Origin of the sequence: Reyranella sp., assembly GCF_030651995.1 — a bacterium.
Taxonomy (GTDB): Bacteria; Pseudomonadota; Alphaproteobacteria; order Reyranellales; family Reyranellaceae; genus Reyranella.
This window is the reverse complement of the sequence record NZ_JAUSBN010000022.1, coordinates 106,936-122,573: the sequence shown is the minus strand read 5'-3', so window position 1 is coordinate 122,573 and position 15,638 is coordinate 106,936. Positions and strand designations below refer to the sequence as shown.

The following is a 15,638-nucleotide window of genomic DNA, read 5'->3' as shown; positions in this document are numbered from 1 at the left end:
CGGCCCTATTTGTACGCACTTTGTCATCCCGAGCGCAGCGAGGGACCTTTGTCGGTGGCTCTAAAGGTCCCTCGCTGCGCTCGGGATGACAATTTTCCCCTATCCGAAGTCGCGCGTCATTTTCCCCGGACAGCCCTGCATTCACATGGGGAAGAGCCCCGTCATACGGGGCGATGGGGCATGGGCGTCGCAAAGCCATGACCCCTCCGTCGGCGTAAGACGCCGCCACCTCCCCATTTGAATGGGGAGGATAATGACTCAGTAGTTCGAAAGCCCCTTGATCGAGGCCACGCGGCCCTCGATCTCGGCCAGGTTGGCCGGCGTCTTGGCGATCACGAACAGCGCCTGGGTGCGCCCGTTCATCTGCAGCGGGTCGCCGCCCTCGCGCTGCTGCATCTCGCCGAGGAAGGTGCCGGCCGGGCGGCAGGTCGGGGTGGCGCTCAGGCCGCCGAAATTGACCCCGGGATAGCGCAGGCAGATCTGGGTGATCTGCTGGCCGCTGGAATCGCTGGTATTCTCCACCGTCCACTGGCCCTGGAAGATGCGCCGCTGGCCGACCATCCAGACCAGGTCCCGGCCGTCCGCCGTCGAATAGTGGATCTGGGCCGGGCCCGGGCCGCGGGTCCACAGCCAGGTGTGGTTGCCCATCGCCCGCGCCGCGCCGTGGACGGTCGAATTCTCCACCGCATAGTCGATGCCGGGCATCGCGGTGGCCGGGTTCGTCGGGGCGTCGGAAGGCTGGGAGCAGGCAACCAGCACGAGAGCCAGGGACGCGGGGACGAAGGCGGAACGAAGGGACATAGCGGGCTTTCCTCGGGGATCTGCGGGGCTTGGGTTGCCCTCCGAGAGGCATACCATATGTAGAAGCGCAAGGGGGACATGCGATAAGGCGGGATTCGAGGCTGGTTTTTGCGAGCGGGGTTGTCTACTAACCCCCGTTCTTTGCAAGAAGCAGCTGCCAGGAGGATTGGCCCCTATGCGTGTCTACTACGATCGTGATGCCGACGTGAACCTGATCAAGGGCAAGAAGGTCCTGGTCGTCGGCTACGGCAGCCAGGGTCATGCCCACGCCATGAACCTTCGCGATTCGGGCGTCAAGGACGTGCGCATTGCGCTCAAGCCCGGTTCGGCCACGATCAAGAAGGCCGAGGGTGCCGGCTTCACGGTGATGAGCCCGGCCGACGGCGCCAAGTGGGCCGACATCGTGATGATGCTGACCCCGGACGAGCTGCAGTCGGACATCTACAACGCCGACCTCGCCGGCAACATGAAGCAGGGCGCGGCGCTGGCCTTCGCGCACGGCCTCAACGTCCACTTCAACCTGCTGACGCCGCGTCCCGACCTCGACGTGTTCATGATCGCGCCGAAGGGCCCCGGCCACACCGTGCGCTCGGAGTATGTGCGCGGCGGCGGCGTCCCCTGCCTCGTGGCGGTGGCGCAGAACCCCTCGGACAACGCGCTCGAGATCGCGCTGAGCTACTCCTCGGCGGTGGGCGGCGGTCGCGCCGGCACGATCGAGACCTCGTTCAGGGAAGAGTGCGAGACCGACCTGTTCGGCGAGCAGGTCGTGCTGTGCGGCGGCCTCGTCGAGCTGATCAAGGCCGGTTTCGAGACGCTGGTCGAGGCGGGCTACGCGCCGGAGATGGCGTACTTCGAGTGCCTGCACGAAGTGAAGCTGATCGTCGACCTCATCTTCGAGGGTGGCATCGCCAACATGAACTACTCGATCTCCAACACCGCCGAGTACGGCGAGTACCGTTCGGGCCCGCGCATCGTGACGGCCGAGACCAAGGCCGAGATGAAGCGCGTTCTGGAAGACATCCAGTCCGGCCGCTTCGCGCGTGACTGGATGCTCGAGAACAAGGTGAACCAGGCCTCGTTCAAGGCGATGCGCAAGCGCATGTCGGAGCACCCGATCGAGGAGATCGGCGAGAAGCTGCGCGGTATGATGCCGTGGATCAAGGAGAAGGCCTTGGTGGACAAGGCGCGCAACTAGCGCGCCTTGGACGCCGGCGGGCGGCAGCGCTTGTAATCAAGCGCGAGCAAGGCGCTGTAAACAGCGCCGACCCGCGCGGTCCAGAAAGAATGAAGGCGCTGAAACCGGCGCCTTTTTTCTTGTCTATTCTGCACGGAGCGGGCTCCCGCGCCTGTGAAGGCGCTGCCGACCGCCGGCGCGTCTGAACGCGCCTAAATCATATACCCGCCCCCCGACGCATCGAGCATTGCGCCGGCGATGAAGGACGATTCGTCGGACAGGAGCCACAGCACCGCCTGGGCGATCTCCGCCGACGTGCCGACGCGGCCCATCGGAATCGACGCTTCGATGCTGGCGCGGAAGGCCGCGTCCTTCAGCCGTCCCTCGGTCATCTCGGTCAGCACCATCCCGGGCCGCAGGGAGTTCACGCGGATGCCCTCGGCTGCGGCCTCGCGGGCGAACCCCTTGGTGAAGGCGTCGACGGCGCCCTTGCTGGCGGCATAGGCGGAAGAGCCGAGGCGCCCACCGAGCGTGGCGGCCATCGACGAGACATTCACGATCACGCCGCCCTTGCCGCCGTTCTTCGTCGACATGCGCCGGGACGCTTCCCGGCAGCACAGCATCAGGCCGATGACGTTTATGGCGAACAGGTCGGAAATCACGGCGGCATCCAACTCGTCGACCCGGCCGCGCTTGCCGTTGCTGCCGGCGCTGTTGACCAGGTGGGTGATCGGCCCCAGCGCCTTCTCGGTTTCCTCGAACAGCCGCACGATGTCGGCTTCGCGCGCCATGTCGCCGCGCAGGGCGATGGCCTTGCCGCCCTTCGCCTCGATGTCGGCCACGACCTGCTTCGCCTGCGCGTCGCGGGTCCGGTAGTTGATGGCGATGTCATAGCCGCGCGTCGCGGCCTGGCGGGCGGTCTCGGCGCCGATGCCGGAGGCGCCGCCGGTGATCAGGAGGGTTTTGCTCATGGGCCGATGGTATAGTGCCCGCCAGGATTCGGGAGGAAAATCATGAAAGCCGCCGTTCTGTTCAAGCCCAACGAGCCGCTGCAGGTCGTCGAGTGCGAGCTCGATCCGCCCAAGGCGATGGAAGTGCGCGTCAGGGTGAAGGCGTCGGGCGTCTGCCAGAGCGACTGGCACATCATGAACGGCGACTGGCCCTCGCCGATGCCGATCGTGCCGGGCCACGAGGCTGCGGGTGAGATCCTGGAATGCGGGCCAGGCGTCACCACGGTGAAGCCGGGCGACCATGTGATCTTCTCGTTCCGCCCGCATTGCGGGCGCTGCCGCTACTGCACCCAGGGCCGCACCGTGCTGTGCATCGGCCGCGCTTCCGTGCCGCCGGGCTCGCAGTATGACGGCACGCTGCGGCTGAAGCACAAGGGCCAGGGCATCAACCAGATGGCCCGCATCGGCACCTTCGCCGAGGAGGTGGTGGTGCCGGAGGAGATGGTGATCCCGATCCGCAAGGACATGCCGTGGCCGCAAGCGGCCCTGGTCGGCTGCTGCGTGGCCACCGGCGTGGGCGCGGTGACACGTCATGCCAAGATCGAAGCGGGGTCGACCGTGCTGGTGATCGGCTGTGGCGGCGTCGGCCTGAACGCCGTGCAGGGCGCCATGCTCTCGGGCGCGAGCAAAATCATCGCGGCCGACATCCTCGACAACAAGCTCGAGATGGCGAAGACCTTCGGCGCGACCCACACCGTCAACACCGCGACCGACAACGACCCGGTGAAGAAGGTGAAGGAGATCACCGGCGGGCTCGGCGTCGACTATTCCTTCGACGCGGTGTCGATCGACCGGACGCAGGCGCTGGCCTTCGACGCGCTGGCGCCGGGCGGCCACGCCGTCGCGGTCGGCATCTCCGCGGCCACGGTGAAGGCGCAATACTCCCCGATGGCGATGGTGTTCGCCGAGAAGACGATGAGCGGCACTTTCTACGGCTCGGTGCGGCCCGATCTCGATTTCCCGGTGCTGGTCGACCACTACATGAACAAGCGCCTGAACATCGACGGCCTGATCAGCCGCACGTACAAGCTCGACGAGATCAACGAGGGCTTCAAGCGCATGATGGCGGGCGAGGTCGCGCGCGGCGTCGTGGTGTTCGACTGATCATGTCCCTGTACGAAATCCTTGTCTTCGTGGCCCTCTTCGGCGTCGGTGGCTGGGCCTACTATCTCTACCGTCAGGATACGAAACCCAAGTGAGCACCCTCGACGAATTCGGCCTGACCGACGAACAGGTCCTGATCCGGCGCAACGTCGCCAAACTGCTGGCCCGCGTGCTGCCGCCGGAGGAGATCCGTCGGCTCGATGAGGAGTCGGCGTTCCCGCACGCCGCGTTCGATGCGCTGGCCGAAGCGGGCTACATGGCGCTGCCCTACGATCCCGCCTATGGCGGCATGGGCGGCAGCCGCAAGGATCTCGTCGTGCTGGTCGAGGCGCTGGCGCGTCACTATAGCGGCGCGTCGTCGCTCTATCTGCCGACGGTCGTCTATGGCGGCATGCATCTGCAGCTCACCGCGGGTGAGCATCTGCGGCGGCGCTATCTGCCGGAGATCTGCGCCGGCAAGCTCAAGTCGGCCTTCGCGCTGTCCGAGCCCGACACCGGATCGGACGCGTCGGGCATCAAGACGCGCGCGGTGCGGGACGGCAACGGCTACCGACTCACAGGCCAGAAGCTCTACATCAGCGCCGCCCACGTCGCCGACTATCTGATGGTGGTGGCCAAGACCGACAGCGAGGCGCGGCACAAGGGCGTGACGCTGTTCTGGGTCGATGCGCGCGCCGCCGGTCTCACCATGAAGCCGCTGCCGACGTTGGGGCGGCGCACCACGCATGCCAACGAGATCTTCTTCGACGGGGTATTCGTGCCGGCCGACCATGTGATCGGCGAGGAGAATCGCGGCTGGTCGGGCCTGATGAAGGGGCTGAACCTCGAGCGCCTGTGTCTGGCCGCGCAAGCCTGCGGCAACATGCATTTCGCCATCGAGTACGCCAAGCGCTTCGCGCAGGAGCGCGTGCAGTTTGGCCAGCCGATCTCGAAGTTCCAGGCGATCCAGCACAAGTTCGCCGACATGCGCATCGCGCTGCGCACGACCCAGGCGCTGACCTATCGCCTGGCCGACATGCTCGACGCCGGCCTCGATCCGGTCGAGGAGACGGCGATCGCCAAGATCCAGGGCACCGACGGCGAGTTCAAATGCGCCCATCTCGCCATGGAGATCATGGGCGGCGCCGGCTACACGATGGCGCACGACATCCAGCGCCTGTTCCGCGACGTGCGGGTCGGTTCGATCGGCGGTGGCACCAACGACATCCAGCGCAACACCATCGCCAAGATGATGGGCCTCTGACCGTGCGCAAGATCGGTACAGGCCTCACCCGGAGGCGACGCGCAGCGCCGTCTCGAAGGGTGACTACAAGAGCGATGTGCCTGTTGCGCACCCTTCGAGACGCGCCCCTGCAGGGCGCTCCTCAGAGTCTGGCCGGAAATGAACTGAATCGATTCAAGCACTTGCCTCATCCTGAGGAGCGCCGCGAAGCGGCGCGTCTCGAAGGATGGGCAACAGGCAGGTGCGCGTTCCCACCCTTCGAGACGCATCGCTGCGCGATGCTCCTCAGGGTGAGGTTATCGGGGCTGTTCATAGCCTCTTGTTTTAGCTGCATTCATTTCGAGTCAGACTCTCAGGGTGAGGCCGGTCGTTTGCCGGTGAGCGCTTAGTGCGCAAGATCGGCGACGCGTCGTTCTTCCGCATCGTCGATCGCCTGCTGGAGCCCGGCACGACGCGGATGCCGCGAGCGGCCTGGAACATCGACGGCGTCGACTGGCAGCGCGAGCGGCACTCCTACGCCGGCGCCAGTCACGGCTTCACGGTCGAGGTCACCACGGGGCGCCGGAGCGGCGCCGCGCCCTGGACGATGCTCGTGGTCAAGGAATACTGGCGCTCGGGGCGGGGCGACGAACTGAAGTCGCATCAATGGGCGCATATCGAGGCCGGCCGCCGCGCCGACGTCGTGGACTGGCTCGAACGGCAGGAGCGTCGGCTGAAGAGCGAGTAAGGCTCCTTAACACTTAGGCATCGACAACTGCCGACAGTACCTCATATCGCGACGGCATTTCGGCGGGAAGATTTCCCAGCTCCGTTTGTGCAATTAGCAGGTGTTCGCCTGAGCCGGTGGGAAAATTGAACGTGCTCCATTGAAGGAGTCGTTGAAAGCGATCCAACGGCGGCGGCTTGCGCATTGTGGAGGAGAATTTGGCCACCGCTTCGTCAGCGCCTTTATACATAAGTTTTGTCGCGTCGGCCCAACCTCCATCCACATGGTTGACGGCCCCCTCACTGACGTATGTGCCGCCGCCGAGGTATAGCTTCAAGAACTTAGCATCCGTTACAACGCAATCGTCTTCGGTTAGGCGGCGCACCTTGGCTCGGAATGGAGTGTCAAACTCTAACATGCACGCTGCGGTTTAGCCTGCACCAGAAGTTACGTCAAAAAGAGACAGCTCTGAAAGAATGGCTTTACAATTTGAGATGCGATTGCGTGGTGTTGGTGTCTTGCACCGCTCAGAGCACAGCGACCCAAGTTTGGCATTTGGGCGCTTTATTCTTCAGCTTTGGCAAATGCTCCAGGGGGACTAGATGGCGCCGCCAGTCACGGCTTCACGGTCGAGGTCACCACGGGGCGCCGGAGCGGCGCCGCGCCCTGGACGATGCTCGTGGTCAAGGAATACTGGCGCTCGGGCCGCGGCGAGGAGCTGAAGTCGCATCAATGGGCGCATATCGAGGCCGGCCGCCGCGCCGACGTCGTGGACTGGCTCGAGCGACAGGAGCGCCGCCTGGAAGGCGCTTGAGGCACCCGCCGCGCGCAACTTTTCAGTCTCTACGAACCGCGGACGAGTACAAACGGTGACCATCGATGCGACCGTTTGAATCGCCTTGCGAGCCTTGCCCTCCCGGTCTAAACCCGGTCGCACCTTGGGTGCCTGACCTCGGAATGGCGCCAATATTTCAAGATTTCGCCGTAATTACAGAGACTTAACTCAATGCTGTCGCGCGTCATCGGGCTATTTTCGGCGGACATGGGCATCGACCTCGGTACGGCGAACACGCTGGTCTACGTCAAGGGTCGGGGCATCGTTCTGAACGAGCCGTCGGTCGTGGCCCTCACCACCCAGAGCGGCAAGCGCCAGGTCCTGGCCGTCGGCGAGGAAGCCAAGATGATGCTGGGCCGTACGCCCGGCAACATCCAGGCGATCCGCCCGCTGCGCGACGGGGTCATCGCCGACTTCGAAGTCGCCGAGGCGATGATCAAGCACTTCATCTCGAAGGTGCACAATCGCCGCAGCTTCGCCCATCCGCAGATCGTGGTCTGCGTGCCCTCCGGCTCCACTGCCGTCGAGCGCCGCGCCATCCAGGAATCGGCCGAGAGCGCCGGCGCCCGCAAGGTCTGGCTGATCGAGGAGCCGATGGCTGCCGCGATCGGCGCCGGCCTGCCGGTGACCGAGCCCACCGGCTCGATGGTCGTCGACATCGGCGGCGGCACCACCGAGGTGGCCGTGCTGTCGCTGGGCGGCATCGTCTATCCGCGCTCGGTGCGCGTCGGCGGTGACAAGATGGACGAGGCGATCATCGCCTACATCCGCCGCAATCATAACCTGCTGGTCGGCGAAAGCTCGGCCGAGCGCATCAAGAAGACCATCGCGTCGGCGTGCCCGCCCGACGACGGCGAGGGCCGCACGATGGAGATCAAGGGCCGCGACCTGATGAACGGCGTCCCGAAGGAGCTGGTCATCACCGAGCGGCAGATCGCCGAGAGCCTGCAGGAGCCGGTGAGCGCCATCGTCGAGGCCGTGAAGGTCGCGCTGGAGAACACCGCGCCGGAACTGGCGGCCGACATCGTCGACAAGGGCATCGTGCTCACGGGCGGCGGTGCGCTGCTGGCCAACATGGATACCGTGCTGCGCCAGGCGACCGGCCTGCCGGTCTCGGTGGCCGAGGATCCGCTGCTCTGCGTCGCCCTTGGCACGGGCCATGCTGTCGAGAACATCGTACGACTGCGCGGCGTCCTTTCGTCGATGTACTAACAGGCCACGCCGCCGCCCGCTTGGGTTAGAATGGGCAGGAAATGGCGATTCGGGACGACTTCGAGGTAGTCGCGAGCCAGGTGCGCACCGTGGTGCAGCGCTTCGCCCTCGGCCTGCTCGTGATCGTGACCTTCGGCGTCATGCTGGTCGGCAAGGCCGACACCGTCCTGGTCGAGCATGCCCGCGTCCTCGCGCTCGACATGGTGAGCCCCGTGCTGGAGGCGATTGCCCGGCCGGTCGCCTATACCAACCGGGCCATCGCCGATCTGCGCGAATTCGCGTCGCTGCGCGAGGAGAATGCGCGTCTGCGCGAGGAGAATGCCCGCCTGCTCGCCTGGCAGACCGCGGCGCGACGGCTGGAGAACGAGAACGAGGGGCTGCGCAGCCTCGCCAGGTTCCGCGAGGGACCCGAGGCCTCCTTCATCACCGCCCGCCTCGTGGGCGACAGCGTCAGCGCCTACATGCGCGGTGCGCTGCTGAATGTCGGCCGCCGGGTCGGCGTCGCGCCGGGGCAGGCGGTCGTCACCGGCGAGGGGCTGGCCGGCCGCATCGCCGAGGTCGGCGAGAACAGTTCCCGTGTCCTCTACGTGACCGACGTCAATTCGCGCCTGCCGGTCCTGGTCGAGCGCACGCGCGAGCGCGCCATCCTGGTCGGCGACAATTCGCCCCGGCTACGCCTCACCCTGTTGCAGAGCATCGCCGGCGTGCAGACCGGCGACCGCATCATCACCTCGGGCCATGGCGGCAGCTTTCCCGTCGGCATTCCGGTCGGGGAGGTCGTCGAAACCAGCGAGGGCACCGTGCGCGTCCGGCCCTTCACCGATTTCTCGCGGCTCGAATTCGTACGCGTCGTCGACTACGGCGTGACCGGCCTGGTCGGACCCGCGGCGCCGGCGCCGGCGGCGCCGCCCGCGGGCGTGCGGGTCCGTTGACATGCGCGCTGACGGCACCCTCGCCATACTCGATCGCTGGGGCAGGGCAGCCCTTCCCGGCACGGTCCTGTTGTTCTTCGTCCTGCTGACCCTGGCGCCGCTGCGCGCCCCCTATCTGTCGGACACCCTGCCGCTGCTGCCGGTGCTGGTCGTCTTCCAGTTCAGCCTGGCGACGCCCGAGCGGTTGCCGGGGCTGCTGCTGCTGGTCATGGGCATCCTGCTCGACCTGCTGCTGGGCGGCCCGGGCGCGCCCGTCGGCATCAGCGCGCTGGGCTTCATCCTGGTCCGCGCCGCCGTCATTTCCAACCGCCGCTATCTGGTGGGCGTTCCGTTCCTGTTCCAGTGGATCGGCTTCTGCATCCTGTGCTGGGGCTACGTGGCGCTGGTCTGGGCCTTCACGACCCTGTGGACCTGGGCGCCCATCGATCCCGTCCCCGCGATGTTGCAGTATATCGTGATGATCGTGATCTACCCGTTGCTGGCGCCGTTGCTCGCCCGTGTACGCGCCCGCGACCCGCTGAACGTGCCCGAGCTGTCGCGCGGCTCGGCGCGGCCTGGTGAGACGACGACATGAAGCATTTCCGAAAAGGCGACGGCGAACGCAGCGGTCTCTTCACGCGGCGGGCGCTGTTGCTGGGCGGGGCACAGGCCGTTCTGCTGACCGCGTTGGCCGGCCGCCTCTACCAGCTCCAGGTCGTCGAGACCGATCGCTTCTCCTCGCTGGCCGAGGAGAACCGCGTCAGCATGCGGCTGCTGCCGCCGTCGCGCGGGTTGATCTTCGATCGCGGCGGCGTGCCGCTGGCGGTCAACCGCAACAACTTCCGCGCCATGGCGGCGTCGGACCGTGGCCGCGGCGCCGACGTGCTGGTCGAGCGTCTCGATCAGATCCTGAACCTGGGTGACACCGAGAAGGTCCGGCTGCTGCGCGAACTGCGCCGCAGCCGCAACGCGCAGCCCATCGTGGTGCGGGAGAATCTCGGCTGGGAGGAGGTCGCCCGACTCGAATTCAACGCGCCCGACCTGCCCGGCGTGTTCATCGATCTCGGCCAGTCGCGCGACTATCCCGAGGGCGACCTGATGAGCCACATCGTGGGCTATACCGGTCGCGTCGCCGACGAGGATCTCGCCGGGCGCGACGATCCGGTGCTGCAGCTCGCGACCATGCGGTTCGGCAAGAAGGGCGTCGAGCGCTCGCTCGAGGACGACCTGCGCGGCCGGGCCGGCGCCGTCCAGGTCGAGGTGAATGCCGTGGGCCGGGTCGTCCGCGAGCTCGACCGCACCGAGGGCCAGCCCGGCGCCAATGCGCTGCTCACGATCGATCTCGATATCCAGCGCTTCGCGGCCGAGAAGATCAAGGAGCACCAGAGCGGCTCGGTGGTGGTGCTCGACGTCATCACCGGCGACGTGATCGCCATGGTCTCGACCCCCGGCTTCGATCCCTCGACCTTCGCCCGCGGCATCACGCAGGCGGAGTGGCGTGACCTGCTCGACGATCCCCAGAGGCCCCTGCACAACAAGGCGATCGCCGGAGTCTATCCGCCGGGCTCGACCTACAAGATGGTGACGGCGCTGGCCGCCCTCGAGGCCAAGGTGATCGACCCGTGGACGCGCCTGCCGTGCCTTGGCTTCCTCGAGCTGGGCAAGATCAAGTTCCATTGCTGGCTGAAGGGCGGTCACGGCTCGACCAACGTCTCCGAGGCGATCGCCATGTCGTGCGACTGCTACTTCTACGAGGTGGCGCGCCGGGCCGGCGTCGATCGCGTGAGCGACATGGCGCAGCGCCTGGGCTTCGGCAAGTTGAGCGAACTCGGCCTGCCCGGCGAATCGGCTGCCAACCAGCCGACCCGCACCTGGAAGCAGGAGAAGATCGGCAAGGCCTGGCAGCACGGCGACACGTTCAACCTCGGCATCGGCCAGGGTTACATGACGGCGACGCCGCTGCAGCTCGCCATCATGACCGCGCGCCTCGCCAACGGCGGCTACGAGGTCCAGCCCAACCTGCTGCTGGCCAAGGCCACGCCGCGCGAGGAGCTGGTGCCGCCGGCGCCGCGTACCAGGCCGACCGCGCCGTCGCTGCGCCTGAACCCGCAGCATCTCGCGGTGATCCGCCAGGGCATGTCGGACGTGGTCAACACCAGCCATGGCACGGCCAATGCGCTGCGCGCCAAGCAGCCCGAGTTCACCTACGCCGGCAAGACCGGCACCGCGCAGGTCAAGCGCATCACCGAGCGAGAGCGCGAGATGGGCATCACCCAGGCCTCGCTGCCCTGGCACCTGCGCCACCATGCGCTGTTCGTTTGCTACGGACCGGTCGACAATCCGCGCTATGCCTGCGCCGTGATCGTCGAGCACGGGCAGGCGGGCGGCGCCACCGCGGGCCCGATCGGCCGCGACGTGCTGATCGAGACCATGAAGCGCGACCCGTCGCGCCGCACCGACCGCTTCAGGAAGATGGCGTCGCGATGAGTCTCGCCGGCATGGGCAGCGGCCCCTCGCTGGACGCGCCGGCACCGGTCGGCTTCGCGGAAAAGATCTGGCGCATCAATTGGGGCCTCGTGCTGGTGCTGACGGCGATCGCCGGCGTCGGCGTGCTGGCGCTCTACTCGGCGGCCGGTGGCCGCTTCGAGCCCTGGGCGGCCCGCCATGCCGTGCGCTACGGCTCGGCCCTGATGCTCATGCTGGTGGTGGCGCTGGTCCATCCCAAGGTCTGGCTGGCGCTTGCCTGGCCGATCTACATCGTGTCCGTGCTGTTGCTGGTGGCGGTCGACGTGATCGGCAAGATCGGCATGGGCGCCCAGCGCTGGCTGGTCCTCGGCCCGATCCAGATCCAGCCCTCGGAGATCGCCAAGGTGGCGGTCATCCTGGTGATCGCGCGTTACTATCACGGGCTGCGGCGCGAGCAGGCCGGGCAGTTCCTCTACACCCTGCCGCCGCTCGCCATGATCCTGGTCGTGGTCGGCCTCGTCATGGTCCAGCCCGACCTCGGCACCGCCATGATGGTGCTGATGGGCGGCGGTGCGCTCCTGTTCGTGGCCGGCGTGCGGATCTGGATGTTCCTGGCGGCCGGTGTGGGCGCCGTGGCCTGCCTGCCGATCGCCTGGTCGCTGATGCACGACTATCAGAAGAGGCGGGTGCTCACCTTCCTCGATCCCGACCGCGATCCGCTGGGCGCCGGCTATCACATCACCCAGTCCAAGATCGCCACCGGTTCGGGCGGCATGTTCGGCAAGGGCTTCCTGAAGGGCACGCAGTCGTCGCTGAACTTCCTGCCCGAGAAGCAGACCGACTTCATCTTCACGACCTTCGTCGAGGAATGGGGCATGGCCGGTGCCCTGGTCCTGCTCGGCCTGTTCGCGCTGGTCGTGGTCTGGGGCTTTTCCATCGCCTTCCGCAGCCAGCATCATTTCGGCCGCCTGCTGGCGCTCGGCGTGACCGCGATGCTGTTCCTCTACATGTTCATCAACACCGCCATGGTGATGGGTATGCTGCCGGTCGTCGGCGTGCCGCTGCCGCTGGTCAGCAACGGCGGCACCGCGCTGCTGTCGGTGATGTTCGCCTGCGGGCTGCTGATCGGGGTCAATGTTTACCGCGATGCGCAACTGCCGCGGACACGGTAAGCAAGCCTGCAAAATTTCCTTTGAAAGAGTCTATCGACAAGGCGAACCCGCCTTGGTATAGCCGCCGCCTTCCGGGCAGTGACCCCTGAAAAGGGGGGCGCATAGCTCAGTTGGTAGAGCAGCTGACTCTTAATCAGCTTGTCCCAGGTTCGAGCCCTGGTGCGCCCACCATTCCCGGAAACAAGAGGCCCCGCCACCGCGGGGCTTTTTCTCTTTCCGGATGTCGTGGATTGTAGCTCGGCCAGGGCTCAATTCCGCAGGTTTACACAGCGGGAGTGGGCCGATTTTCACATTTCCCGAGTTTTTCTTGGTGCGCCTGCGGTCAGCTTGCTCCTGAAGCTTGATGGCGCTTGCCGCCATGACGGCTGCGCCGAAGGCCAGGAGGCGGGCAAAGAGACCACCAATTCCCGATAGGCCCGCTCAACGACGCGGCGAGCCCCGGCGGAAGCAAACGGTTGTCGATCTGCATGAAGTCGACCTGGCGCGTCGCTTTCAGTGACGCCAGCGGGGCACGCCTGGACTTTCTCATCGGCACCAGCACCAACGCCTCAATCCGTGCCGGTTTTCTCCAGCCAGTCATGTTCCAGCAATCTCAGCCGGCTGGTGACGGAAAGCAGGAAGGCTGTCGACCAGCCGAACAGGATCAGCCCGTTGCCCGCCTCGATTGCGCCAAACAGCCGCCAGTTGCCCTCGAGCACGACGTCCCCGTAGCCCAGGGTCGTGAAGGTCACGGTCGAAAAATAGAGTGCCGTTTCGAAGTCTCCCACGGCACCGATCGCCCAGAAAGCGGCCGCATACAGCCAGATCTCGACCGAATGGATGGCCACCAGCCCCAGGACCACGAACAGGATGACGCCGAGCGGGACGAGGCGGCTTTCGTGGGCCCGGATGCGATGCGCCCTATCGCGCAGTACCCACAAGAGGCCGAGCAGGCCGCCGAGATGGATGGCGACGGTGAGGCTGACCATGAAGGTCGCGAGCGCGAGGTTGGCAAACATGCGTTGTCCGACATTCCCCAGATGAACCATTGGAAGAGTTATGGTCGAAAGTTGGTGACGGTCTAGATCAGGAGGGCGGCCTATCGTGAGGTGGTTGAAGCCTCTACTTCTCCATCGAAGGAGTGATATGGCGTGTCGAATCCAACGTCGTCAAACTGGCTCAGCCAGGCACTTTCAGTCATCAACTCTCTGAAGTCTTGCGCCGTCCGGTGTGCCGCCCAGCCGTGATCCTCTTGCGCCCTCCAAGCATGACCGGACGTGACCGGCTGTTGCAGGGTGGATTACCGGGAGAGGGGCCGGCTTGCTACAACGACCGCCTCCGGAGTTTCACTGCCATGCGCATCGTCTGCCTTGTCCTCGCTCTCCTGCTCCCGGCGTTCGGCGCACATGCGCAGACCGCGTCGCGGGACTTCTTCGCCTTCGTGCTGCTGGCCGAGGGCCGCGATGGCCGGCCCATGCCGATGGTCCGCAGCGTCGCCGAACGCGCGACCGCCTGTCCGGTGCTGCGCTCCTCGGCGGGCGGTGCCTCCACGGCGATGACGCCGCGCCGCCGCCCGCCGGGCGGTCATTTCGACGCGGTGACGGTCTGCGAGGCACTCTATCCGGTGGGCGAGGCGGCCAGCGTCTTCCTGGGCGATCGTCGCATCGACCTGCCGAACGTTTCGCTGGGCACGCCGCGCCGCGTCGTGCTGATCGGCGACAGCGGCTGCCGCGGCGAGACGCCGGCCAAGCCGCAGTCTTGTAGCGGCGACGGATTCGCCAAGGTGTGGCCGTTCGGCATCCTGTCCGACGAGGAGTCCGACAAGCGTCCCGACCTGATCGTGCATGTCGGCGACTACAATTATCGCGGCACCGAGCGGGGCCTGGTGCTGCCGCCCAGCCTCACCGGCTATGCCGCGCCGCTGCACGTGAGCGTCTACGATACGGGCGATCTCGACGACGAGGACATCGCCAGCCTGCCGATCGGCGCGGCCTACTGGAGCCAGAACATCGAGGGCAGCCCGAACCCGGACAAATGGACCAACTGGCGCGACGATTTCTTCAGGCCGGCCGCCAGGCTCCTGGTCGCCGCGCCCTGGCTGCTCAGCCGCGGCAATCATGAGCTGTGCAGCCGCGGCGGTCCCGGCTGGTTCTATCTGCTCGATGCCGGCTCGACCCTGCTCGGGCCGGGGCATCACCAGAAGGAATGCCCGCCGCAACTGCCGGCGGACTGGCGCCCCGGCGCCTGGCCCGCGCCGCCGGCCCAGCCTTTTGCCGGCCTGCCTTTCCCGATCGTCTCCAATGGGCCGTTCCGGCTGAAGCTCGGACGGCTGAACATCATCGCCGTCGATTCGGCGAACGCCGCCGACGCGGTGCTCTACAATCTCGACACCTACCTCACGCAGTATCGCGAGGTGGCGCGGATGCTCGAAGAGGATCCGACGCCGACCTGGCTGGTGACGCACCGGCCGGTCTGGGCGGTGGTGAAGCGCGACAAGGGCGGGCCTATCGGCCTCACGCCCTATGGCTTCATCAACGAGACGCAGCGCGAGGCCATCAACCGCGTCTTCGGCCGCGGCCTGCCGCCTCACGTCACCGCGGTCATCGCCGGCCACATGCACCGCTTCCAGGCGATCGGCTTCGAGGGAGCGCACCCGCCTCATCTGGCTGTCGGCACCGGTGGTTTTGAACTGTCGCATGTGCAGCCGCCGCCGTCGCCGGACAATCCCAAGGCGCCGGTGCGCGTCGAGGGGCTCGACAGGAGCCCGGCCTGGGTCGTCGGCCTGCGCGACTTCGCGGCGATGATCGTGCGCCCGGTCGACGACGGAACCTGGACCAGCGTCCTCTATGGCACCGAGGGCGAGGCCCTGGCGATCTGCGATTCGCGCTGGCCGGGGCCGGGCCGCAAACGCTCGGTGTGTGAACTCCAGTAACGGGTCGTGGTGACCGTTGACTGATGAATGTTGCTCGCCGGCACGTCCGGAAAACCTGTTTCGACAGCCTGTTGGAGCCGACGGTTGGCCCGTGCGTTGCGGCCCGCGAAGGTG

General features: G+C 66.5%; 15 protein-coding genes and 1 tRNA gene. 12 read left to right on the top strand and 4 right to left on the bottom strand.

Translation table 11 applies throughout. The features are described 5' to 3' along the window. Positions 1-258: 258 nt before the first annotated feature. On the bottom strand, positions 259-801 hold the full coding sequence (locus Q7V45_RS05925) for a hypothetical protein (RefSeq protein ID WP_304848511.1): 543 nt from the start codon (positions 799-801) through the stop codon (positions 259-261). Between the two features lie 175 nt (positions 802-976). On the opposite strand from Q7V45_RS05925, the gene ilvC reads away from it, so the two are divergent. Further along, positions 977-1,996: a ketol-acid reductoisomerase gene (gene ilvC / locus Q7V45_RS05920; RefSeq protein ID WP_304848508.1), complete on the top strand. Its 1,020-nt coding sequence runs from the start codon at positions 977-979 to the stop codon at positions 1,994-1,996. Positions 1,997-2,187: 191 nt separating this feature from the next. On the opposite strand, the gene Q7V45_RS05915 is transcribed toward ilvC, so the two are convergent. Then, positions 2,188-2,946 carry an SDR family oxidoreductase gene (locus tag Q7V45_RS05915; protein ID WP_304848505.1) on the bottom strand — a complete coding sequence of 253 codons (759 nt, stop codon included), beginning with the start codon at positions 2,944-2,946 and terminating at the stop codon, positions 2,188-2,190. Positions 2,947-2,988: 42 nt separating this feature from the next. Here Q7V45_RS05915 and Q7V45_RS05910 point away from each other — a divergent pair, with 42 nt between their 5' ends. The 3 genes from Q7V45_RS05910 to Q7V45_RS05900 all read left to right on the top strand — a co-directional run bounded on the left by Q7V45_RS05910 (position 2,989) and on the right by Q7V45_RS05900 (position 6,038). Then, complete coding sequence (locus Q7V45_RS05910; protein ID WP_304848502.1) at positions 2,989-4,089, top strand: Zn-dependent alcohol dehydrogenase; 1,101 nt, start codon at positions 2,989-2,991, stop codon at positions 4,087-4,089. A gap of 91 nt (positions 4,090-4,180) precedes the next feature. Beyond that, entirely contained in the window at positions 4,181-5,332 is a 1,152-nt protein-coding gene (locus tag Q7V45_RS05905) for an acyl-CoA dehydrogenase family protein (RefSeq protein ID WP_304848498.1), read from the top strand. A gap of 367 nt (positions 5,333-5,699) precedes the next feature. Further along, complete coding sequence (locus tag Q7V45_RS05900) at positions 5,700-6,038, top strand: hypothetical protein (protein ID WP_304848495.1); 339 nt, start codon at positions 5,700-5,702, stop codon at positions 6,036-6,038. 13 nt (positions 6,039-6,051) lie between these two features. Here Q7V45_RS05900 and Q7V45_RS05895 read toward each other — a convergent pair whose 3' ends face one another. After that, entirely contained in the window at positions 6,052-6,354 is a 303-nt protein-coding gene (locus Q7V45_RS05895; RefSeq protein ID WP_304848492.1) for a hypothetical protein, read from the bottom strand. Between the two features lie 240 nt (positions 6,355-6,594). Here Q7V45_RS05895 and Q7V45_RS05890 point away from each other — a divergent pair, with 240 nt between their 5' ends. The 7 genes from Q7V45_RS05890 to Q7V45_RS05860 all read left to right on the top strand — a co-directional run bounded on the left by Q7V45_RS05890 (position 6,595) and on the right by Q7V45_RS05860 (position 12,784). Beyond that, on the top strand, positions 6,595-6,831 hold the full coding sequence (locus tag Q7V45_RS05890) for a hypothetical protein (RefSeq protein WP_304848489.1): 237 nt from the start codon (positions 6,595-6,597) through the stop codon (positions 6,829-6,831). Between the two features lie 192 nt (positions 6,832-7,023). Continuing rightward, entirely contained in the window at positions 7,024-8,064 is a 1,041-nt protein-coding gene (locus Q7V45_RS05885; protein WP_068189726.1) for a rod shape-determining protein, read from the top strand. A 41-nt stretch (positions 8,065-8,105) separates the two neighbouring features. Then, positions 8,106-8,996, top strand: a complete 891-nt coding sequence (gene mreC / locus Q7V45_RS05880; RefSeq protein ID WP_304848482.1) for a rod shape-determining protein MreC — start codon at positions 8,106-8,108, stop codon at positions 8,994-8,996. Between the two features lies 1 nt (position 8,997). Next, complete coding sequence (locus Q7V45_RS05875) at positions 8,998-9,570, top strand: hypothetical protein (RefSeq protein WP_304848479.1); 573 nt, start codon at positions 8,998-9,000, stop codon at positions 9,568-9,570. Continuing rightward, positions 9,567-11,462, top strand: a complete 1,896-nt coding sequence (gene mrdA / locus Q7V45_RS05870) for a penicillin-binding protein 2 (protein ID WP_304848476.1) — start codon at positions 9,567-9,569, stop codon at positions 11,460-11,462. The genes Q7V45_RS05875 and mrdA overlap by 4 nt, the downstream gene beginning before the upstream one ends. Further along, positions 11,459-12,613 (top strand): rod shape-determining protein RodA, encoded by a 1,155-nt coding sequence (rodA, locus tag Q7V45_RS05865; protein WP_304848473.1) that lies wholly within the window; start codon positions 11,459-11,461, stop codon positions 12,611-12,613. Before mrdA ends, rodA begins: the two co-directional genes overlap by 4 nt. Before the next feature lie 95 nt (positions 12,614-12,708). Continuing rightward, positions 12,709-12,784, top strand: a tRNA-Lys gene (locus tag Q7V45_RS05860). A 377-nt stretch (positions 12,785-13,161) separates the two neighbouring features. Here the strand turns inward: Q7V45_RS05860 and Q7V45_RS05855 are convergent. Beyond that, positions 13,162-13,611 (bottom strand): potassium channel family protein, encoded by a 450-nt coding sequence (locus Q7V45_RS05855; protein WP_304848470.1) that lies wholly within the window; start codon positions 13,609-13,611, stop codon positions 13,162-13,164. A 335-nt stretch (positions 13,612-13,946) separates the two neighbouring features. Here Q7V45_RS05855 and Q7V45_RS05850 point away from each other — a divergent pair, with 335 nt between their 5' ends. Further along, positions 13,947-15,524, top strand: a complete 1,578-nt coding sequence (locus tag Q7V45_RS05850) for a metallophosphoesterase (protein ID WP_304848467.1) — start codon at positions 13,947-13,949, stop codon at positions 15,522-15,524. Positions 15,525-15,638: the final 114 nt, after the last annotated feature.

Coding starts and splice junctions, on each gene's coding strand:
- Q7V45_RS05910 (WP_304848502.1), top strand. CDS start 2,989: ATGAAAGCCGCCGTTCTGTTCAAGCCCAACGAGCCGCTGCAGGTCGTC.
- Q7V45_RS05925 (WP_304848511.1), bottom strand. CDS start 801: ATGTCCCTTCGTTCCGCCTTCGTCCCCGCGTCCCTGGCTCTCGTGCTG.
- Q7V45_RS05885 (WP_068189726.1), top strand. CDS start 7,024: ATGCTGTCGCGCGTCATCGGGCTATTTTCGGCGGACATGGGCATCGAC.
- ilvC (WP_304848508.1), top strand. CDS start 977: ATGCGTGTCTACTACGATCGTGATGCCGACGTGAACCTGATCAAGGGC.
- Q7V45_RS05875 (WP_304848479.1), top strand. CDS start 8,998: ATGCGCGCTGACGGCACCCTCGCCATACTCGATCGCTGGGGCAGGGCA.
- Q7V45_RS05915 (WP_304848505.1), bottom strand. CDS start 2,946: ATGAGCAAAACCCTCCTGATCACCGGCGGCGCCTCCGGCATCGGCGCC.
- Q7V45_RS05855 (WP_304848470.1), bottom strand. CDS start 13,611: ATGTTTGCCAACCTCGCGCTCGCGACCTTCATGGTCAGCCTCACCGTC.
- rodA (WP_304848473.1), top strand. CDS start 11,459: ATGAGTCTCGCCGGCATGGGCAGCGGCCCCTCGCTGGACGCGCCGGCA.
- mreC (WP_304848482.1), top strand. CDS start 8,106: ATGGCGATTCGGGACGACTTCGAGGTAGTCGCGAGCCAGGTGCGCACC.
- Q7V45_RS05850 (WP_304848467.1), top strand. CDS start 13,947: ATGCGCATCGTCTGCCTTGTCCTCGCTCTCCTGCTCCCGGCGTTCGGC.
- mrdA (WP_304848476.1), top strand. CDS start 9,567: ATGAAGCATTTCCGAAAAGGCGACGGCGAACGCAGCGGTCTCTTCACG.